Here is a 21,997-nt window from a genome sequence, read left to right on the forward strand (position 1 = left end):
ACAATGTGCAGTCATTAAACAGGTTGCACGCTACTACTCCGCACAATCAATTGCACTGCAAGTGTTGTCTCCTGGCTTTCTTGTTGCGCGTTGCGTAATAGCATCGCCACCCCCTCTGCACCTAGCCCTTCCTTGTCAACGGCAATGCTGCTTAAAGGTGGATGGGCTTTCGCTGCTGCGCGGATATCATCAAAGCCAACAATGGCAATATCTTCAGGAACCTTCAATCCCTTATCGAGACATGTAGCCATCGCAGTCAGGGCAGTATTATCGTTGTAGCAGAATAGAGCGTCTGGCGGCTCAGACATGGACAGCAAATCGGTGACTGCCTGCCTCACCATTTTCTCCTCCTCAGCCTGATGCGGAATCGCAATTTCATATTCTGGATTGGCCAGTATTTTTGCGTCAAATAAGGCCTTGCGAAAACCATGAACACGTTCTTGTATACTGTAGTGTGCATGCGGGCCGCTTAACATGGCTATCCGTTTGCGCCCGGTGCTTATCAAATGCTGCGTGGCCAAATAGCCGCCCAGCCGATGATTCGGATTAATCGAGGTATAACCGGGCAAATGCATATCAATCAGCACCATGGGTTTTCCTGAAGTACGTATTGCTTGCAATAATTCTGTTTCGAAAAATCCCGCACATACAATGGCATCTGGCTGATGCACTCTGATTTGCTCCATCAACGGCTCAGCAGGGCCAACGGCGACAAATGACATAGCAATTCCAGCACGCCTGCAAGCTGCTTCTGCTCCATGCAAAACGATGGAATAAAATGGACTGCTCGACAAATTATTGTGCTGCCTGTGCAAGAGAAAAGCGATGCGACGTATCCGCCCATGCTTTAGCTTTGACAAGTCATAGCCCATTTCTTGCGCAGCATCAAATACCAGTGCACGAGTCGCTTCGGTCAAGCCAGTCTGGTTTTTCAGTGCCCGCGAGATCGTCCCCACTGAAAAACCTGTGGCTTCGGCCAAATCGCGTATTGTTACACCCATAATAAAAGGAAAAACAAAGTCACCATATTCTGCTAAACAAAATTAAGGATATGCTATAAAAACAGTATCTGATGGTAACTTTGTCTGAAAAAATCGGTCAACTGATGTCTGCTCTCGATTTTTAGTTTAGTACTTTTACTAAACAAAACTGATGGGTTTCAGCAACGAATTATTGGGAAGAGGCGTATTAAACAACCTCAGCGCAGTACTACACACTACACGCAATCCTATGATTAAAAACTATAGTCCTGCGCGGTGCCAAGAGAAATCCCCTAGACCCCGCGCATAAATTAACGTTTCCCCTGTTTCTCAGTAAACGTATCAGTAAACGCTGACCTGATAATTTTTATTGTAGAAGTGTCCGGAACCAGACTTCACTTCCGTTCCGGCCTCTACCATCATCACATAGTAGCTACTCTTAAATACGTCCGCCCTCCTTCGCGCTGCTTCTGCAAAAAAATACTTCAGGTTTTTGCTGAAATACCTGGCATTCACACGTTTTCGAAATTGCATGACGGGCCAACTATTACCATTCGAAGTCATGGTCGCTTGCCAGACATCCCAGGTTTCGCCATCCAGTACAAAGCTGTTGGCGTCTTTGCTGCCCCAGCCTGAAGTCTGCGAGTTGGCGGAGGACTCAGGAATGACCATGATTTCCCCCTTGAGATAACTCGTATTCCAAATATTGGATGAATGAAAAAAAACATCGATGGCGTGGTTATAGGTTCCTGTGATATTGCCCGTACCATCGTAACCGGCAGTGGTAAAGTTCCACAGTACATCAATGTTCTTTGTGTTACTGCCGAACAGATAAGGCAAACCAGACGTTGCCGGGTTGTTTTGACTATTGCTAGCGCCACGACGTATGCTTGGGTATGATTTAACGCTACTGGTATCGCCCCCAAATCCTGTCCATTTATAGCCAGCTCCATCCATCGTCGTTGTTGAATTGGTGAAAATGGTTTCGGACCAACTACTGCCAGCACCACTAACACCCCACAAGTTTGTGGAAAGATCATATTGATCAACATAAATATGCTTGTTGCTTGCGTCCGCAGGGCTGGCAGATGCGGATGCTGCATGTGCCGGATTGCATATCATCAGTCCCAATGCGAATCCTGCTGCAATCGCCTTCACTTTGCTTGCGTTAAAATTTTTTCTCTTAGTCATTTCGTCTCCATTATTTGATAGTTTTTTTAAGTTGATGAGCAAGATTTCCAGTGATAAGTGTACTGATGGTGGCCCTCGTGCACTGATGGTGCCAAAGTCCTGTTGGTTGATTTGGAAGTGAGACATAAATTCTTGTCAGCCCTTACGCATCCAGAGGACTGATGTAGGCAGTACTTCGTCCCGACCTTGCGTATCAGGTATGCGCCCTCCGGTTTTTCGATGAACCAGAGCCTGCGAGGACAATGCCATGTGACCAAGCATGATTTGCTGTTCAACCAGAAAGTAATCACTTTTGACGTCCAGGACGAAGGCTTTGTTTGTCAGTTCTTCATCCAAGCGCAAGGAAATATCAGTGCGGTCACGTAGCACTTGCCGTTGGCGACTCATCGCCAGTGTTGCGGCTTTTTGCTGTGATATACCAGTAATAGCTGACAGCAGGACTATTGGTGCTGTGTTGACATTCAATGAGGTGGGCTCGGGCAAGAACACCACAAACTCCCGTATTGCGGCGAGTATTTTTGGCGTGTATCCAGGGACTGTCATCAAGTCATCGATGTGAATGAACGCAAGCAGTTGTTTGTCCGGCCAGATACTTACTCCGGATGATATTCTGTCTGTAACCGACAACGGCGATTGGCTGCGTGCAATGGCGATTGCCGTTCGCTCAGCCAGATCGGGATCTATTCCCAATATGTGCAGCAAGCGCCGGTAGTTATTGACGTGACCGTCGTTGATCTGGCGATCAGTCGCGAGATTGGTCAAGTTGTAACGCGACTGTGCATCCACAATCCGTACAGTTAAAGCAAGCTCACTTTTTATATCCTGCCCAGTCAATTCCTCAAGCCGGATTACAGGGATAGGCTTGGCCCAGAGCCCATCCAAACTGGTCACATTGCCATTCTCCATAGTGTCCAGGCGCAAAATTTGGCGCATGTCGTCAAGTGTCCTCTTGAGTACCGTATTTGCCTGAAGATGTTGGAACTGGTTTTCAGATGCGCGTAACTGAACTTGTTGTGGCCAGAACAAGCTGGCAACTATCGTCACTGCAAGCGTGGTCAGCAGCAATGCGAGAATGATGGCCGCACCACGTTGATGTAGCACTTGCCGCTGCACGACCCGCATGTCAGGGCGAACCTGGCTTGCTATCCTTTTTTGAGTCTGCATACACAACATCGTTATTCCCTGCCTCAAGAATTCTTTTTATTTTAAGGACATGCGATAAATCATTTACTAGCATCAAACCCGTATGGTACCGCTACCACAATAAGAAAATGGTAGCGGTACCCGGAGAGGATGTCAACTCATTTTTTCTTTCAACATGGGCTAACCAACGAGCCCCTGCTTCTGTGCATTTCCAAAAAAATTCAAAACCAGCCCACACTTTTCATCCCGGAATCGCTTGACCGCTTTGATCCCGTCTCTGCTTTCTGGTGTAAAAAACCTGTTGGCGATCTATGGTTCACAATCTGGTTTATGCATACACAAAACCGCAATGCAGCATAAGAAGATGTGGACCAATAAGCTTGAGGCATATTGATTCATCTATAATCGGGTCTATCAATTGCGACATATGGCATCACTTTGCCTGTTGATGGATGAAACATCGGAGGAGCCTTAGTGAGACTAAGTAAGCGTTCTTTGAGGTATCTCTTCAGTATTGTCTTTGCGTGGCCAATGGCTTTTTGCTGCGCGCCCTCTTTTGCTGTTGACGCTATCAGCAATCCTGTCTTAAAAAAATCAGGATGGGATGGCCCTATCGACGGCCCGCCAAAGCAAACCGGGAAGAAAGTCACTTTTATTGCACAGGACTCCCGCAATGGTGGCATCTCATCTGCCTATAGAGGATTTTATCTGGCAGCTATAGAGCTGGGATGGTCTTTGAACGTGGTCGATGGCAAGAACGACAAATCATTAATACGTTCGTTATTTGTTGAAGCCTTAAACCAGCATCAGGATGCGATCATCCTTGGCGGCATTGATTTCGACGATGCTTATGACGACCTCAGCCTGCGTGCGAGGCAGGAAAAAGTCGTTTTGGTTGGCTGGCATGCAGCTGTAAAACCTGGTCCAACCAGGAATTTATTCGTCAATATCACCACGCCATATGAAGACGTAGGCAAAAAAGCTGTGGAGTTTGTTATCGGGAATAGCAAGGGTGAGATTGGCATTATTATCTTGAACGATGACCGCTTTGGTATAGCCAACGCCAAAACAGCGGTGATGATAGAAGCCATATCCCGCTGTAGTCGTTGCACCTTGCTTGCGGTAGAAAATATGCAAATCGGTAATGCCAATAAAGAGATACCAGACGCTGTCGTCAGATTGAATCAGCAATATGGAAAAAAATGGACGCATACATTGGCAATCAATGATGCTTACTTTGATGCGATCAATGTGCCACTGATAAGAGAAGGCCGCAAAGATATACAGAATGTGTCTGCAGGCGACGGCTCTTACATTGCATTGAGCCGCATCAAATCAGGTATTTCACAACAGGTAGCGACTGTTGCCGAACCCTTTGGCCTGCAAGGCTGGCAACTTGCTGATGAACTGAACCGTGCTTTTTCAGGAAGGCAGCCAAGCGGTTATATCACCAAACCTATTTTGATTACAACCCCATTCATGAATCAACTCAAAGGAGCGGAAATAGATTCAATTCTGAACTACAGAGAAAATTATTCAGCGATCTGGACAGGCAAAAATTACCTGAAATAGAGGCATGATTTGTATCAGCTTGTCTTACAATCCAAAACCATTTCGCAAGGATCAAATTTAATTTCCAATGGCGATTCGTAGAAATACATCTTCTCTAAAGCCCGGCAATTCAATTCGCATCTCCAAATCACCTGACAGAACGTCAAGCAGATGCCAGGACGACCTGACAGCATCAACATTACGGGCCATACTCCTCGCTGATAAAATGATGTTCGCACGTCAGCGCAGTGTCAAATTGAGCTGCACTGATAACGATCTACGACCAATAGCTTTATCCAGAAAACTACAACAGACTATCTATGCACTCAGATACATTTTCCCATTTGCTATCACAATATATGCGCCGCATTCGTGCCAGTGCAGCCGGGGTAGCAGCAGAAATTGGCTTGAGCCGGGAGTCAGTCAACAACTGGAGAAATGGAGCATCGCTGCCCAGTCCAAGATCACGTGACAGTCTGCACGCTTGTGCACGTTACCTTCGATTGACAGAAACGGAAACTAATCTTTTCTTTATAGCCGCTGGCCTTGCGCCTGAATTTCCTCTGCAAAGTGAAGTAGAAAGTGAAACGCCGTTTGCGGGATTCATGGATCAACTGTTTGTACGACTGGCTCAGTCTACCCCCTACCCCATCACTTTACTGCTATCCCAGGCACACTGGGGGCAACCACCATTCCGCGAAAAATTACTTGCTCGCGCACGCGCTCAGTATGGTGAGAAAGCCACACTACATATACAGCCACCGTATAGCATCAGTGCCGATAGTAGTGAATATTTTGCAGCGATAGGACGTCAATGCGGTTTTGCAGATGTCAATTCGGATTATGGCTTTGAAGCCGCTCTTGAACAAAGGCTGAACGATGGAGAAAGAGTATTTTGTCTGGTCAGCCGCTTTGAGCAAGGTACACCGGCCTTACGTGAATCATTGGCAGGCATCTTGCGCAGCCTTAGTGAAATGCATGGCGGTCGCCTGCACTTGTTGCTGTGCGGAGGTGAAATGCTGGCCGACCTTAAATACCGCAGTGGCGATCTGTCCTTGCTCAATATCGCACAAGTCAGTCATTGGCCAGACGCCAGTACAGAAGATTTGCATATTCTGGTTAAACAACGTTGGCCGGATCACGCCATTGTGCCATCCAAACTAAGCGCGCTGGCATCCATGTGCGGCGGTCACCCTGCGCTCTTCGAGGAAGCTATGCTGTGGCTGGTCGATAATCCTGATGCCAAGGAAAATAATTTTTTGACTTTACGTATGTATCTGACTCACAGTGCCCGCTTGTGGCAGACTTTTTTGCCATTGACGCAAAATCCGGCATCTCTGACACGTTTGCGTACTCTGTTAGCGTCCGATGATTTAGGACGGGCCCGCCCCTATCTTCAGGATGAAGACCTGCGGCATCTGTTTTGGGGAAATCTGATCCAGGTTCGTGGTCACGGGGATCAGGCACGCCTATGCTGGCGCTGCGACATTATTCGTGATGCAGGCCTGATGGTACTTGAATAATGTGGCAAAAAATATCGCGACTATTACCAGGAAAAATATCACGCGCTATATTCATAGTAGTACTGACATTATTTATTGCAAGTACTGTTCTGACGCCGAAACTGAATCCATTGACACGAGACGGTGTTCTTGCCGCTGAAAATATCGGTTCTGTCTGGAACGACGTAAACCAGTGGCGTATCGCCTTATCCGAGGCGCGTAACACCAGCGATGACTGGCCAAAAAATATTCAACAGTACGCGCCACAAACAATAAACTCTCATCTCAATGTCACGTCACCACGGCCTTATATATTGCAGGTGGATATTGCCAAGCTTGCTGAGTTGGGGTCATTGTCAGGTACACAGGTGATTTTTGAACTTAATCCGTCAAGCCATACCTGGCAATGCAAGGCTGGCACGCCACCTGTGCCCGCTAAATTCTTGCCCATGAATTGCGAAGGCATCACTTCAGGAGAAGTAAATTTCAACAGACTCAAAATGTTGCCATTACTATGTGCATGCATATTTGCAGTGATCGCCATTCTCCTATTCCTGCGCCACCCCTTGCTGGGGCCAACCCAACTTCGTCCGGACAAATTACGTCGCACACCGTATCGCGCTTTACCCAAACTGGATCGTCTGTTGCGGCTTGTTGGCAGACGGCAATCCACTCTGCAAGCGGCAGGTATATCAGCAGTCACCTGGCAGCGCGCCGTCAATTACGTCAACGATGGTGCGGATAAACAGCAAGCATACCTCGCTGCACGTTTGTCTGCGCAAAGCAAAACCAGCAAAGACTGGGCGCTTCCTGGTGAGGTCTTTGAATGGCAGTTCGCAAGTAATTTACCTGTTTCGCTGGATAGATGTCTGGTTTTCATTCCCCATGCAGATGTTACCGAGGACCTTCTGGTACCTGCTCTGATGACCGCACAACCCGGGTCAGATGTGATGTTAATACTTACCGGATCAGATACGGAAACTCAGCAAGCATCGTTGCAAGCATACTGCGATGATAAAGCCAATATGTTCGTCATGATAGATAGTGCCAGTCAGACAGAGTGCCTGCTCAGCAGGCAACCCGCTACTGTATTGCTGCGCTTACTTGCGGCACAATTGCGTGTGACCCGCATTTCGCCCTACCAAACCAGAGGTGCCATTACCAGTGCGGGTGCTTTTTTTGGGCGTGAACAATTGCTTGCCCGTGTCACAGGTCGTGAGCCATCCAATTATCTGGTTGTTGGTGGTCGCCAGTTGGGCAAAAGCAGTTTATTAAAAGCGGTTCAACGCAGTCTGCAAGGGCATCCGCACATAGTCTGTCATTATATTTCCCTGCGTGATCATCGCCTGGCACCACGCATGGCATTGCAGTTTGGACTTGATGCAACAACGCCTATAGAAAATATTATTTCTCATCTTGAAGCTAATTTTGTGGGCAAACGATTGTTTTTATTAATTGATGAAGCGGATCTTTTTTTTCGCGATGAATCTATCAATAATTACCCGCAATTATCTGCCCTGCGTGCACTAAGTGACGAAGGCCGTTGTTGGTTCATGCTGGCCGGTTTTTGGGATTTGTATGCAACAGCCGTGCTTGATTACCAGTCACCATTGCGTAATTTTGGTGAAGTATTAACCATAGGTGGTTTGGAACAAGAGGCCTGCAAAGAATTGGTCACAGTACCTTTATCACGTCTGCGTTTTGGCTTCACCAGCAACCAACTGGTGGATCAATTGGTGGAGGCCAGTGGCCAGAGAGCAAATTTGCTTGCTATTCTATGTCACGAATGTCTTGAGGTTTTGCAGCCTGGCGAACGTGCCGTAGAACCCCGTCATATCGCACAGGCGTTATCTTCACAAGCTGTACAGGACGCTTTGGCTGGTTGGGGGCGACTAAGCCACGATGAAGCTGCCTGTCGCCTTGACCGCATCGTGGTTTATCACACAGCCATCAATGGAAAAACCAGTTTATCCAAACTTGCTGCACTCTTTGCCGGCAGCGGCCTGAGCATCGAACCTGAAATCATGCGGCATGCTCTTTCGCGTCTGCAATTAGCCTATATACTCAAGCGCGATGGCCCTGAGTTTGCATTTGCCGTTCCATTACTGACAAAACAGTTTGAGCAAAGTGAACTAGCTCTGTTGCTTGGTCAGGAACTGATGTCTATGAAAGCCGTAGATACAATCTAGGTAATCTTGGCGAAGCCCCCGGATAAAGCCACAGATTTGTGGCAATATCAACTCAAAGGAGATCCCCATGTCTGAATACATTTCTATCCTGCAAACCTATATGCAAGCGCTGGGTGACGCTGACTACGATACCATCAAAGGCTTGTTCGCAAAAGATGGGAAAGTTCTTTCACCATTTCTTGGAGAAATGGATGCTGGCCCCTTTTTTGACAGATTGGCAGAAGCCTCCAGCCGCAACGTCATCACTCCAATTGACATCTTCGTCAGCGCCACAAAGAAACACCATGCGACAGCCTATTTTCAATACGACTGGACTGTGCGCGACGGAACTTTAATCAGCTTCAAGGTCATGGATCTGTTCAGCTTCGAGCCAGATAGCAACAAGGTCAAGTATCTGAATTTGATCTATGACACGCACCCTATACGTTCGACTGCAGGTAATAAGTATGAGCTTTGATTAATACTATGGCGACACAGCATGCGATTCCGTCTCGTTTTTGTGAGTATTTTGTTTGATGTGAAGCTATTCACGACCTAAGAACCCTTTTACGATCTGTAGCGAGCGTCAGCGGGGTCAGGACAATTTCAGGGCAACATTCAGAGCAAGCTAAGCGCAGCGCAAAAAGCGGAATGTACTCAAGTACATGAACATTTTGAGCAGCACATGAGCCCCGCGTGGACTCAGATTGCGTACGCGCAGTACTCGAAAAACAATTTGTGATTGATGGGTAAACGCCTCAGTCCAGGCAACACTCGATAATTGCGAGCCATTACATCAAAGCATTATCAGGGTTTTCTTGCGAATTCAGTAGTGTCATCGCTCCCTTCCGTTCTCCTGGCGCGTAACCATAGTCCACGCAGATCAAGCTCATCTGCTGTGCTGCAAACTGGTCGCCAATCAAGCTCTATAAATAAATCACAGAGCTAATTGATTCTTTATTTGCGCGATTTAGTAAACAATAATGTGCAGTTTTCGCTATTTATCTGCCTGATTTTGACAACTATAGTTCATTGTAACGCTGCAAGGCGTTCCGTTAAACCACATCGTTCCATGATCCCCATTGGACTGCTCTCGATAAAATCTATCGGATTAGCATTATCTTCTCACAAAATATTTTGATGAAATCTATGAAACGCACTTTGATGAACATGAGTCTTTTTGCACTGGCTCTCAGTAGTGGTAGCGCTTTTTCCCAAACAATTAACTACGGCACGCCCATCAGCCTGGAAGTTGCCAAAAAAGTCGCCAATGCCTGTGCTAAAAGCCTGTTACCCTAGGACATCACACTATGCCTACTATCCTTACTTATTTATTTGATCCCTTGTGCGGCTGGTGTTATGGCGCATCGCCCCTGATTCAGAAGCTGGGTCAGCAAAGCGACTTGACGCTGGAGCTTGCTCCCACTGGCTTGTTCGCGGGCAGCAACGGGCGCATCATGAACGCCGCATTTGCAGAATATGCATGGGCGAATGACGTCCGCATTGAAAAACTGACTGGCCAGCGCTTCACCGAAGAGTATCGTACGCAGGTACTGGGCAAGCATGGCAGCCCTTTCGACTCAGAGACAGTTACGCTGGCACTGACTGCTGTATCCATGACGGAACCACAACGCGAACTGGAAGCGCTAAAGGGCTTGCAAGAAGCACGTTATGTATATGCGCTGGACATCACGGCAACCAGCGTGGTGGAACAGCTATTGCGCGACATGGATTTGGTTGCTGCTGCAACCCGGCTGGCAACTGGAGATGCAGAACTGCGTCTGGCCACCGATGTACGCATACGCCGCGCACAGCAGCTGTTGCAAACGTATGGCATTACAGGTGTGCCTAACATGGTGGTGACAAAAGCTGGAAAAAGCAGGCTATTGCGCGGCGATGCACTGTTCGGTGGTGTTGAGAAGCTCCTGGATACATTGGGAAAATGATTCACTTCCAACTTCACTTCATGCGAAGGCAAGAACTCTATATGCCTGGCCAGTGTCGCGTTGAATATGGGAATGAGCAAAATATGCGTACAAGATATAAGCTATTGGAATCGGCGGCTTTGACCTTGTTCTGGAGGCTTAAATTGTTTAAGGTTGCCTCTATCACCAGGAGCTTTTCATGAACACACTTCATCAGGTCCTTGCCCATATGCGTGTGGGGCAATGGAACGAAGCACATGATCTGGTGCAGGGTGACGACACGCTGCTGGGGGCTTGGCTACACGGTATTTTGCACATACAAGAAGGTGATCTGGAAGATGCCGAATATTGGTATGGAAAAGCCAATCGAAATTTCCGTAGCCGCGGGACACTGAATGAAGAGTTGGAACGCTTCACGGCAGAATTGCTGAGTACTGACGGACAGGTATAGCCATTTTTTTGATCAGGGTATTTATCTGTATCAATCCCTACTCCGGTTCAGTAACTGGTAGCGATGGGCGGCTATGCGTGGCGATGGGTCGGGTTAGTTTGACGAACAAACCGGACAGTCCGGAGAAGACCGATTATTCCCCTGATGATCTTGGCGGGTCGCTGATGGAGTTGGCTTTCGGCGAGCTGGCAATGAGCAAATTCATTAAAATTTAACAGTAGTTAGCGCAGCGTACCGGCAGCAAGCTTCACATGATATACCCAAGCCGAGACAACATTTGCCGTTGGCGGCGTCAATATTTATTGAACTGGCGGTAGCAAAACAAATGCGGAGTATGCAGCCTAGTCTGCATACTCCGCAGGTCAAAACAAAAGACGCAATAATTACTCTGCGCCCATTTCTTTGAGCAAACGGTCAGCCTTGTCCACGTGTTTCATCTGCCACAGCATGTAGCGCAGATCCACCTGTATGGAGCGGGAATTGGCCTTGTTGTAATCCCAGTCAGAAATGATGGAATCCAGGGTGCCGTCAAATGCCAGGCCGATGAATTCACCTTTGGCATTCAATGCAGCAGAACCGGAATTGCCACCCGTGATATCCAGAGTCGCCAGATAGTTCACAGGGACTGTTTTTAATTGCGGATCAACATACTTGCCGAAGTCTTTGGCCTTGATTGCTGCCAATTGTGCGGCGGGGGCGTTGAATTCGCCAGTGCCGGTTGCCTTGGGCGGGATGCCATTTACCGTTGTGAAGGCGCTCCATGCCAGGCCATCAGACGTGCCATGGTCACGGCCAGTCACTTTGCCGAAGGTAACGCGCAAGGTGCTGTTAGCATCAGGGTAAACAGCCTGCCCTTTGCTCTTCATGTAGGCGATTTTTGCCTTCATGTAGTTGCCGTAGGCTTGCTGGATTTTTCCTGACAGTTCTTCATCTTCAGCTTCGCGCTTGAGGCCGCCTTCATACATGGCAACTGCTGCTTTCACAAAGCTGTCATTGCTAGCCTTGAAGTCTTCAGGCTTGGCGGTCAGCCATGCACTGCGAGCTGTTTTTTCACCCAGTTTACTACCAGCATACAAGGTATCGAGCAGGGATTTCAGGTCGGCTTCAGACATACCGTCCTTGATACCTACTGCAGCATCAAAATTGGCGCTACGGTCTGCCTTGGGTTGCGCAGCGTATTTGCTCAGGTTGTACAAGACCAAAGCTTTGTCGACTTTTTCATCGTAGTTGCGTTCGATTGCATCCACAGCCGCCTTGAAGCGAGGCAGATCACGCACCTGGTAACCAGCTTTACGCTCAGCATCAGTCTTGGTTGATTCATTCGACAGACGGTACAAGGTGCGTGCCGTAGTCAGGAAGCGTGGATAGGAACTGCCCAGGTAAAAGTCGCGCTTGCCTAAGCTATCTCGCTCTGCAATCAGCTTTTCAACCTGCTCAATATCGCTGGCGAATTCCTTGGCGCGTGCTGGGTTGCTGTTGATCCACGCTTTCAGCTCTTCATGTTCTTTGGTTTTGCGAGACAGGATATCGCTGCCAGCATAACTGTCGAGCATGCCTTGGCGGTTTTTGTAGTAGTTGTTGATACCTGCAACCTGACCAGCATACTTGAGTTTGGCATCTGGATTGCTGCTGGTTTCTTTGGCAATGATGCCCAGCATGTCGCCTGAGCTCTTCACAAATGTAGGGTAGTTCCAATCAAATGTATAAGCCACTTCTGATGGCAGGCGATGGCGGTTGGTACGACCTGGGTAACCCAGCACCATGATGAAATCGCCTTCTTTGAGATTATCTTTGGCCAGTTTCAAGAAATGTTTGGGCACATAAGGCACATTGTCTTTGCTATAGTCAGCCGATTTGCCATCTTTGCTTACATAGGCACGGTAGAAACCATAGTCACCAGTGTGGCGCGGCCACATCCAGTTATCGGTATCGCCGCCAAATTTGCCCACGCCTTCAGGCGGTGCATGAACCAGGCGTACGTCTTTGATTTCCAGCTGTTTGATGAGATAGAACTCAAGTCCACCATAGTAAGGGTAGACATTACAACGATGACCAACATCTTTTTCGCATTCCGCGATGATGACTTTGGAATTCTTTTCTATAGCATCAACGCGAGCTTTGCCATTCAGTTTGGCAGTGTTTTTGTCGATGATTTTGTTGCTGACATTATTGACTTCTTTAGTCACGAAAATGCGTGAGCCAGGAGATGCCGGTAATTCTTCTTCCAGGCTATTCGCCAGGAAACCATTGGCCAGCAAGTTACGCTCTGGTTTGGAATTATGGGCAACACTGTTGTAGACGCAATGGTGATTGGTCGCGACCAAACCTTGCGGGGACACAAAAGAGGCTGAGCAACCACCCAGGCTGACAATGGCACCCATAGGGAATTCCGTCAATTTGGTCAGCGTTGCCGGGTCCAGTTTCAAACCGTCTGCCTTCAGTTGCTTTGCGACTTGTGGCAATTGTTGCGGCATCCACATGCCCTCATCTGCGCTAGCGATCTGGCATAGGCTCATGACCGCCAGCGTGGTAAGTGTTTTTTTCATCATATTGTTATAAAAAGATGTGAAAATATAGAATAGTTATTCCCTCTTGGCACCCCGGAGTAAGCCTGAGGCGCGGACAGTTTAGTCCTAAAAAGCGGGGGAAAGTTCACTATTTTTCGCGAACTAGTGCCAATTACATGAATTTTGCCAGGCAACTGCTCAAAAGAAGCACCCTGCCTCAATAAACTGGCATGCGTTGTTACTTTTTCGTGGATTTTTTCTGTGCTGCAATCCGTGGTCAAGATTGCAAGATGCAATCTTGACAGGTATTTATTTTATGCGGATGCAATATCGTAAAACGGGGGTGATGCAAAAGATGGGCTGGCTTGACTAAGCTGTAATGTCAAAGAATTTTTCTTAGCGCCTCACGCAATTCCGACAGTTTTGGGGGTTTGCTAAGTACGCAATCCACATGCGAAGGGGAGTCCCCATCATCAACCAGACGCTGCCCCCAGCCAGTCAACATGATGATAGGGGTCATGGGCGACACTTGCTTGATGGAGCTGGCAAGCTTGCGGCCATCTATATATGGCATGCCAAGATCAGTAATGACGACAGCGAAAGGATCACCTTTTCCATGAGCGTCATTAAATGCATTGATACCAGCCTGACCGCCATCAGCCGAGAGTACGCTGTGACCATCAATTTCCAGTATGTCGCGCAATGATTTTAAAACCATGGGGTCATCATCGACGACCAGAATACGTCTGTGCGTGGGCACAGCTTCAGGCGCGGGCGTTCTGGCAATCGGACTAACTGTAGTGGGCACCAGAAAGCTCATGCGCATGGTGGTGCCCTTACCAACTTCCGTCAGAATATCAATGTGAGCACTATGTCTTTCTATCATGCCATACACCATGGCCAGCCCCAATCCCGTCCCCCGCTCGCCTTTGGTAGTGAAGAACGGTTCCAGGCAACGACGCCTGGTATCGTCAGACATGCCTATGCCTGAATCACAGACGTCAATATGAACTTGCTTCAAGATGACTTCTTTTGTTGATTCCAGCAAGTCTTGTACGACGCTGGTGCGCAAAGTGAGTACGCCACCGTCTGGCATGGCATCAACCGCATTGAAAATTAAATTTGTCAGTGCTTCCCTGATTTCGCCATGTACACCCATGATGTCTGGCAAATCAGGAGCAAGTTCAGTGTGCACGCTGATCACAATGCCGCGTTGCTGTGGCATATCACTCCACCTGGCGCGGGTAAGATCAATGACTTGTTGTACCAGGCTGTTCACATCGACAGGTGACAAAGCCAATTGTGGCGCACGCTGACGATAAAATTCCCGCATTCTGGCGACGGTGGCAGCGACATCATCTATCGCCCGGGAAATGACTTCGAGGTAATTTCTGCCTTTTACGCTCAGATTTTTTTCCGTTTCCAGTAAGGATTCTGTGTACAGAGCGACAGGAGAAATTGCATTATTGATGTCATGTGCTATGCCACTCGCCATCTGCCCCAAGGCACGCAAACGTTCTTGTTGCATGATGGATTGCTGGGTCTGGCGCAAGTCATCATAAGCTTGTTGTAATGCAGTATAGAGTTGCGCCTGATTAGCAGCCAAGGCCACATGCTCACTCAATTGCCTTAAAAATTCACATTCACCACTATTAAAACTATGCGCCTCGCGCTTGGCGACGACTAGCACGCCAAACACGGTGCTTTCTGCCCTTAATGGTGCCATTACCACGGCACTAAGCCCGCCCGCAGCCAGTCTTTGCGGGAAAGGAAAGTTGACTTTGCTGATGTCCGCCTCATAAACCAACTGACCACGCACGCACCGTGACAAACCATTTTCATCAATAGAAACCTGGGTATTTTGGGTCATGGACAATTTTTGTGCCAAAGATTCGCTGTGCAAACCTACGCTGGTGACCTGCAGTTGATTTTTTGCCTGGTCATAGAGACAAACACAGCTGAAGTCGACAGGAAGATGATCTTCCAGGCTGCGTATGACGACTTGAAAAATACTACGCAAATCCTGACGTTCACCGATGGAACGTGTGATTTGATGCAGCAGGTTCAAACGGGCAAGCTGTGCCTGCGCCTTTTTCTCGATTTGTTGACGCTCTATGATTTCTGCCTGCAAGGCTTCATTGATATCAACCAAGGCATCACGTGACACGGTGGTCAGTTTAAGCTTTTCCGTCATGCCATCAAATGCGCGGGCCAGGTCCCCTATTTCATCCTGACTATCAAATCGCAGGGAAAAGTCGAGATTGCCAGCACCGACGATCGCCGTTCCTTCGCGCAATTTTTCCAGAGGCCGGCTGACACTGCGCAGCGTGATGTAGATAGTAATGGTGACAACCAATACGACTATGCCACCAAACAGGATGACTGCATTAAATGCCCGTTGCTGTGCATTCAAGGCACCGATACGACTTTGTTCAGACAAACTTAAGGCATCAGAAATCATTGCCTGCGTTTTATTGGTAATCTGTCCCAGCAGTCGTGACTCTAATTCTTCGAGTATCTCGGCTTTGTCTTTCTCCTTCATCAACTCATGATGATTACTCACCAGCAGACTAAACAACTGCGCTATATTTTCATTGCCACTTCTTAATTCAGAAATGGCGTCTTTGTCAGCAAACTCAGTAAATTCTTCTGCCCCAGCCAGACGTTTGGAAAAAGAATTGCTACGCAACTGCCACTGCGCACGGGTGCGCTCATCATGACGAAGGGCATATTCCAGCGTCAGGTAGCGCAATGAAGTTACCGCCTGCAATAATTCCCCCGCAGCCTCGTTTTTTGAGATTTCTCTCTTCATTTGCAAAGTGGTGGACAATAAAATGACCACGATCATCGCCACGATGGCTAAAGATATTAATTCCGCAAATTTCAGACGAGTTGAAATTTTCACGTTGGAATCTCAATGTATGATGGTCACTGCCGATGGCTTGACTTTTTCCATGCCGTCCAGATAGATATAGTCAAGATAATTGGGTACTTCAGTTTTATTGGTCAGTTTATTTTTAATTGCCCATCTGGCCTGGTCTTCCAATGCCAGCAACAATCCCTGATCAAGCTCAATTTCAAAACGATATGTCGCCCAGGCAGCTCTCTGTTCTTTGGTATTTGTCTTTTTACCTGCCTCGTGCAGTACGCGGGCGGCGTCAGGCATTTCATTGCAGTAATTGCTACCTTGATCCAGTGCACGCAACACCTTGTTGATCGTTTCTGGCTCGGCAGAAATATAACTGCGCATGCCAACCACGTTATAAAGACTTTCGTATACATCTTTGCCGTAAAAAACTACCCCATTATCGCCAAGCCGCGTCATCATGGTATTCAAAAATGGCTCCCAGGACGCTACTGCATCAACCTCGCCACGCTCTATCGCATCAGCAAATTCTTCTGGTTTGTAGTTGATCATGGTCACATCTTTGACCGACAGTTTCTGGCGATTCAGAAAAGCGCTGAGTGTGAAATGACTTGAGGTACTGAGCGTGACACCGACACGCTTACCTTTAAGATCTGCAGGTTGCAGTATGCCGCGGTCTCTGCGTCCGACAATGCCGTGATCTTTGTCGGTTTTAAATATGGTGGCAATCGCTGCGACCGGCCTTTGGTCAAGTCCGGCAAACATGACAGGAATATCGGCCACAGTTCCCAAATGGGCCTGCCCCTGTACTACAGCCTCCATCGCAGCTTTACCACTCGAATGCGATTGAATAAGAACTACGATCCCTTCTTTGGCGAAGTATCCTTTTTCTCTGGCAGCTGTGATAGAACAGGTACCTACGTACTCTGTATTAGTCGCAATGATGACTTGTTCCAGCGGTGTCTTGGAAACTGGCGGGCGGATAAACCAGACATAAATCAAACTCAAAAACAAGCCGCCGAAAAACAGACAGGCAAGCCAGATGAGAATTGACTTGTAAGAAAATTGCCTGAGCCTTATACCTGTCATGCCGATTTCCTCTTCCCTGTTTTCTCAGCTCACTCTTTTGCACGGCGACAACAGTAAAAACATTGGCGAATGTTTCTGAACCTAAATAAGAAGGCTCCAAAATAGTTCAATCACTCAATAGTTACACCACGTCATGCAAGTATGAAACATTGTTTTTTATTCTAGTTCCTTGAGTAAATTTAAGCAAGCAATTGCGGTTTTATTATCCAGGTCTTCCTCTTCATGCCAGGCCGAAACAGACACTGCAATCAACTTGAATTGACGCAATACAGAAAAAAGCGTCAACATTTGCGCATGCGATGGCCCTTGTTTTACATGATATTTAAGCGCAGGCAATTCAGCCCGGTCGTCGATCACATCGGTATCAAAATGCAGGTAAATATTTTCATGTGGGGACAGATGCTTACTTATTTCATCGATTTTACAAGTGAGGATCTTTGAACTTTCCAGCGATTCTTTTTCTCCCGGATCCAGGTCGCGTGCATCGGACAGAATGATTTGCTCTTCCGGGTAAGCCTTGATGCCAACTTCATTTAAGAAAGCACCAATGGCATCACGCTCATTTTTGCGTCTGTCGCGCCTGCCGACCAGCATGGCCAAAGGCATGCCACCTAGATATTTGGTCAGCGTGGTTTCCCAGGTATGGAAATCCCCATGTGCGTCCAGCCACAATATGCGGTCAGGTTGCTTACCTGCTTTTTGCAGACCGGTCACCATACCCAAAGTAGAAAAACAATCTCCGGCAATACAAACAGGCCGGTCACCGTGCTCAGCGATTTGCTGAACTTTGCTGGCAAGATTTGCATAAATTTGCCCCATTCTGCGCAATTTCTCATTCGCGTCGGCAATTGATGTTTCTTTGAATTCAGGGATATTCAATATCTCCCACGGATGTGTGCTGACATCATTGACGCGCCCAAGACCATCCCGCCTTTGTCCTGTTAAAAATGGTATGAGTAAATGCTTGTTCATAACCAGGTTTCTGGATTCATTTGATAAGCTAAAGCATCCATCATTATTTGCACATCTTTTCTTTTTCCCATACGCAGTAAACTGTCTTCCCGTTTGTGCCAGCGTCTGATTTTAGGTGCCTCTGTTGCCATCGTGACTGGGAAAACTGGTAAGCTACTCATTTCCTGCAAACCTAAATAAGAGGTAATTTTTTTTATTGTTTCGGTGGGTTTTGATAAAAATTCTTCAAATGAAACGGGCATAGATGTCACTGGACTGTCGAATATGGCCTGGTGCGCTGACAACCACTGGTTCAGGCACACCTCTTCCAGATCGGCGTTGACATATTCTCTCCAGTTAGGTGGCAGGTCAAATTTCCACCAGCGCTTACCAAAGCCTACGGTATCTGAATATCCCCTGATCGACAAACTCACACCTATACGTTGCACGTCGCGTGAAAAGAAAGCGACTGGCGATAACCAACCATCCATCAGGCCATTGACTGATTGTGCATAACCCCTGGTCAGATGCAGATATTTGATTTGGGCATTTGGAAATAGTTGTTCATACATACCTATTCTATAAACATCAGGCGGCGTCTTGAAAAGCAAAATCTTTTCTTCAATATCATCAGATTTTAATTGCCGCCGATAATGGCGTGGAATGACGAAAGGTGGCTCTTCCAACTTAAACGCTTCATTAAAGCAATGACTTGCGGCAGGATTTTTTTTACCATCGTAATAGTCCAGCCGCCAGGTCTCGCTGTTAAAAACGCGTGACAAGATCAGATCTTGCAGCATGCCCTCGCCCTGAATTTTCTTTTCCTGCGCCACATGAAAGACTGCATCAAGATCATGCGTGAGTTGGAGGTAAGCCCGGTCATCAGTAAATAAAACAGGGAACTGTAATAGCAGGCGTTTTTTCCATCTGTTTTTTAGCAAAGAATAATCAGTATTACCTTCGGCAGGCAAAGTCAGGTCATCAAAAATATTGTCCAGCAGTGCTTCTTGATTTTCTAAAGCCTTGAGTGCATCACTATCTGCATTAAAAGAAAAACCATTTCTCGTCAGGGCAAGAAATGGCTCCATCTCACCGTCAAGTGAGGCGATATCAGGATGAGATGACAGCACACTTTTGAGCAGGCTGGAACCTGATCTGGGTGAAGTCAAAATAACAGCCACATTCTTAACACGCAAGGCAAGCTCAGTATGCGTCACCTGGCGCAGATTATTGACGGCATCGATAACGTCCATCACTACACCGATTTCTTTGCACGCCTCATTACAAAGGCATAGAATTTTTTCGTCTCTGCCTTGTCTGCGGTTGCGCTAGCCAGGGTTCGGACTGAAAAACCAGCGGCTTTTGCCAATACCTTGATCTGGTCAATCGCACCAAAATTGGATTGGGCAAAATAGATACGGCCTTCTGGTTTCAAATGCTTGCCAACTTCCGCAAAAAAAAGAGTGTTCGTCTTGAAATCAGTATCCCATTGTGAACAGGCGACCACATCATGCGCCGGCTTGTCACGAAATGGCAGATTGGCTGTAATCACATCAAACTGTTCATCTTTCAGTGCCTGAAAGAGATTCGATTTTTTGACTGTCATGAGCTTGTCAAAGCCATGCAGTTTGGCATTGTGTTTTGCGCTTTTAATAGCAGCAGGATTAATGTCGACTGCAGTGACCTTGCTTGCACCTCCATAACAGGCAAAAATGGCAATGACACCTGAACCTGTACCTACATCCAGCACACTATCACCAGGCTTTATTTTAAAACTCTTTACCAGTGGCTGGCTATCAGTGAACGGCCAAAATGTTTCTGGGAAAACTAAAAATTCTTTCCCCAGATATTTCACCACTTTTCCTTCGGGAGCGATGGATTTAAATGCCTTTTGCCTGTTCTTTTGCCACCGATCTATGTGAGCAAGGCTATTTGCTGATGTCTGTTCCATGGCCACCCTTTCAGATATTAAAAACACTACGGAAAAGTGTTCATCAGCATAACTGAGCTGATGCTTTAAATCGGTTTTTTACTTGCCGCGAACTCCAGAGCACTGTCCACGGCCAATGCAAACTGCTCAATATCGATAGGTTTGGTGATGTAAGCAAAAAAACCTGCCGCTTTTCCATTTTCAAGATCGGCAGGCATTGCATTCGCGGTAACTGCAATGACCGGGATATGGGCCGTCCTTGGGTCACTTAGCAAATACCGCCTTGTTTCTATTCCATCTATACCGGGTAAATTAATATCCATCAAAATGACATCCGGCAAATGCAATCGTGCCTGCTCTATACCAAGCAAGCCATCGGTTGCAGTCAACAAAACCAGGTCAGAACGCAAACGTATCAATTCAGCAACCAGTTTCAAATTGATGGGATTGTCTTCTACATACAGCAGATATTTCTGTGTACTTGATTTTTCGCCAGATGTAACTTCATAGACCATCGCTTTGGTTTCTGGCTGTTGGTACGGAATACCTGCCGCAGTCCCGGGAAATTTGACCCAAAACGTGCTGCCAACACCTACCTGACTATTGATACCTATACTGCCTTCCATGGCCTCAACCAGATGTTTGACCAATGACAGACCTATACCAGTTCCCTCTTCATTAAACACTTCTCGTCCCAGACGATTAAAGGGTTGGAAAATGGTTTCCAATTGAACCGAACTCAGCCCCACCCCGGTATCAATTACTTGGATGCAGATATGATTATCATCAGCCACATGCGCGGCAACACTGACCGTACCACTGTGGCGGTTATATTTGATAGCGTTAGACAACAGATTAATCAACACTTGCTTGAGGCGAATCCGGTCTGCACTGACATGCAAATTGGTATTTTCTGCAAAGCTGACATTGATTCCACGTTTTTGAGCCAGTGGATCTATCATCGTTTTGCATTCGGCAAATATCTCATCCAGAGTAATGGCTTCTATAGATAATTTCATTGCCCCGGATTCTACTTTTGCCAGATCAAGGATTTCGTTAATCAAGGTCAGTAAATGACTTCCGGCTTCTTCTATGTGTTTGGCAAATTCTTTTTTCTCATCAAGACTGGTTTGCAAGCTATCAGATGCCAGGATTTGGGCAAAACCAAGTATCGCATTCAGCGGAGTACGCAACTCATGACTCATATTCGACAGGAAAGTCGATTTTGCTCGATTGGCAATTTCTGCCTGCATCCTGGCTTGCTCCAGGTCTTGATTCAAGATCACCAGTTCGGCGGTGTGTTGACGCAGTTGCAGTTCCAGTTTGGCATTTGCCATGCGTAACTGACGCGTCTCCATTGCACGAACAAGTACCGGCAAGATGGCTGAAATTTTGAAGGGCTTGATGATGTAGTCGAGTGCACCGACTTTCATGGCCTTGACTGCTGATGTGATACTACCTTCACCCGTCATGACTATGCATGCCAGATCAGTATCAATTTTGCGGGCAGATTCCACCATGGCAATGCCATCCAAACCTGGCATCATCAAATCCGTCAGCAATAAATCAAATGTGTTATTGCGCAGATAAGCGAGTGCTTCGATTCCATTTGCAAAACCGGTAGTTTCATAGTTGTGGTCGCGCAACAAATCACACAATGCCTGCAAGTGTGCGGTTTCATCGTCAACTATCAAAATGCGTGCCTGCATTTGGGATGCTGTCATCTGAACTCCTGACGTTAGC

At 47.2% G+C, this 21,997-nt stretch carries 17 protein-coding genes; 7 read left to right on the forward strand and 10 right to left on the reverse strand.

Going from position 1 to position 21,997, the window contains the following annotated elements:
* Positions 1–14 precede the first annotated feature (14 nt).
* The 3 genes from ACO0LD_RS05795 to gspK all read right to left on the reverse strand — a co-directional run bounded on the left by ACO0LD_RS05795 (position 15) and on the right by gspK (position 3,335).
* Complete coding sequence (locus ACO0LD_RS05795) at positions 15–1,001, reverse strand: LacI family DNA-binding transcriptional regulator (RefSeq protein ID WP_423004657.1); 987 nt, start codon at positions 999–1,001, stop codon at positions 15–17.
* Positions 1,002–1,322: 321 nt separating this feature from the next.
* Positions 1,323–2,297 (reverse strand): hypothetical protein, encoded by a 975-nt coding sequence (locus ACO0LD_RS05800; protein ID WP_423004659.1) that lies wholly within the window; start codon positions 2,295–2,297, stop codon positions 1,323–1,325.
* 9 nt (positions 2,298–2,306) lie between these two features.
* Positions 2,307–3,335, reverse strand: a complete 1,029-nt coding sequence (gene gspK / locus ACO0LD_RS05805) for a type II secretion system minor pseudopilin GspK (RefSeq protein ID WP_423004661.1) — start codon at positions 3,333–3,335, stop codon at positions 2,307–2,309.
* A 510-nt stretch (positions 3,336–3,845) separates the two neighbouring features.
* Here gspK and ACO0LD_RS05810 point away from each other — a divergent pair.
* From ACO0LD_RS05810 to ACO0LD_RS05840, 7 genes are all read left to right on the forward strand, one after another.
* A complete protein-coding gene (locus tag ACO0LD_RS05810; RefSeq protein ID WP_423004663.1) occupies positions 3,846–4,886 on the forward strand; it encodes a hypothetical protein in 1,041 nt (346 codons plus the stop codon).
* A 338-nt stretch (positions 4,887–5,224) separates the two neighbouring features.
* Positions 5,225–6,388, forward strand: a complete 1,164-nt coding sequence (locus ACO0LD_RS05815) for a hypothetical protein (protein ID WP_423004665.1) — start codon at positions 5,225–5,227, stop codon at positions 6,386–6,388.
* A 110-nt stretch (positions 6,389–6,498) separates the two neighbouring features.
* On the forward strand, positions 6,499–8,556 hold the full coding sequence (locus ACO0LD_RS05820; protein ID WP_423004667.1) for an AAA family ATPase: 2,058 nt from the start codon (positions 6,499–6,501) through the stop codon (positions 8,554–8,556).
* Between the two features lie 67 nt (positions 8,557–8,623).
* A complete protein-coding gene (locus ACO0LD_RS05825; RefSeq protein ID WP_423004669.1) occupies positions 8,624–9,013 on the forward strand; it encodes a nuclear transport factor 2 family protein in 390 nt (129 codons plus the stop codon).
* 671 nt (positions 9,014–9,684) lie between these two features.
* Complete coding sequence (locus ACO0LD_RS05830; RefSeq protein WP_423004671.1) at positions 9,685–9,834, forward strand: hypothetical protein; 150 nt, start codon at positions 9,685–9,687, stop codon at positions 9,832–9,834.
* A gap of 11 nt (positions 9,835–9,845) precedes the next feature.
* The gene (locus ACO0LD_RS05835; protein ID WP_423004673.1) at positions 9,846–10,481 is read left to right on the forward strand and encodes a DsbA family protein; all 636 of its coding nucleotides are present in this window, start codon (positions 9,846–9,848) and stop codon (positions 10,479–10,481) included.
* A gap of 178 nt (positions 10,482–10,659) precedes the next feature.
* A complete protein-coding gene (locus tag ACO0LD_RS05840) occupies positions 10,660–10,911 on the forward strand; it encodes a hypothetical protein (RefSeq protein ID WP_423004675.1) in 252 nt (83 codons plus the stop codon).
* A gap of 383 nt (positions 10,912–11,294) precedes the next feature.
* Here the strand turns inward: ACO0LD_RS05840 and ACO0LD_RS05845 are convergent, their stop codons facing one another.
* The 7 genes from ACO0LD_RS05845 to ACO0LD_RS05875 form a co-directional block, all read right to left on the reverse strand.
* The gene (locus tag ACO0LD_RS05845; protein WP_423004678.1) at positions 11,295–13,457 is read right to left on the reverse strand and encodes a S46 family peptidase; all 2,163 of its coding nucleotides are present in this window, start codon (positions 13,455–13,457) and stop codon (positions 11,295–11,297) included.
* A 343-nt stretch (positions 13,458–13,800) separates the two neighbouring features.
* Positions 13,801–16,323 carry a response regulator gene (locus ACO0LD_RS05850; RefSeq protein ID WP_423004680.1) on the reverse strand — a complete coding sequence of 841 codons (2,523 nt, stop codon included), beginning with the start codon at positions 16,321–16,323 and terminating at the stop codon, positions 13,801–13,803.
* Between the two features lie 9 nt (positions 16,324–16,332).
* Positions 16,333–17,373: an ABC transporter substrate-binding protein gene (locus tag ACO0LD_RS05855; RefSeq protein WP_423004682.1), complete on the reverse strand. Its 1,041-nt coding sequence runs from the start codon at positions 17,371–17,373 to the stop codon at positions 16,333–16,335.
* 156 nt (positions 17,374–17,529) lie between these two features.
* A complete protein-coding gene (locus tag ACO0LD_RS05860; protein WP_423004684.1) occupies positions 17,530–18,345 on the reverse strand; it encodes an arginase family protein in 816 nt (271 codons plus the stop codon).
* Positions 18,342–19,577, reverse strand: a complete 1,236-nt coding sequence (locus tag ACO0LD_RS05865) for a sulfotransferase (protein ID WP_423004686.1) — start codon at positions 19,575–19,577, stop codon at positions 18,342–18,344. Before ACO0LD_RS05865 ends, ACO0LD_RS05860 begins: the two co-directional genes overlap by 4 nt.
* Before the next feature lie 2 nt (positions 19,578–19,579).
* Positions 19,580–20,275 (reverse strand): 50S ribosomal protein L11 methyltransferase, encoded by a 696-nt coding sequence (locus ACO0LD_RS05870; protein ID WP_423004688.1) that lies wholly within the window; start codon positions 20,273–20,275, stop codon positions 19,580–19,582.
* A gap of 65 nt (positions 20,276–20,340) precedes the next feature.
* Positions 20,341–21,978: a response regulator gene (locus ACO0LD_RS05875; RefSeq protein WP_423004690.1), complete on the reverse strand. Its 1,638-nt coding sequence runs from the start codon at positions 21,976–21,978 to the stop codon at positions 20,341–20,343.
* Positions 21,979–21,997 lie beyond the last annotated feature (19 nt).

The organism is Undibacterium sp. Ji83W, assembly GCF_049340385.1.
Lineage (GTDB): Bacteria > Pseudomonadota > Gammaproteobacteria > Burkholderiales > Burkholderiaceae_D > Undibacterium.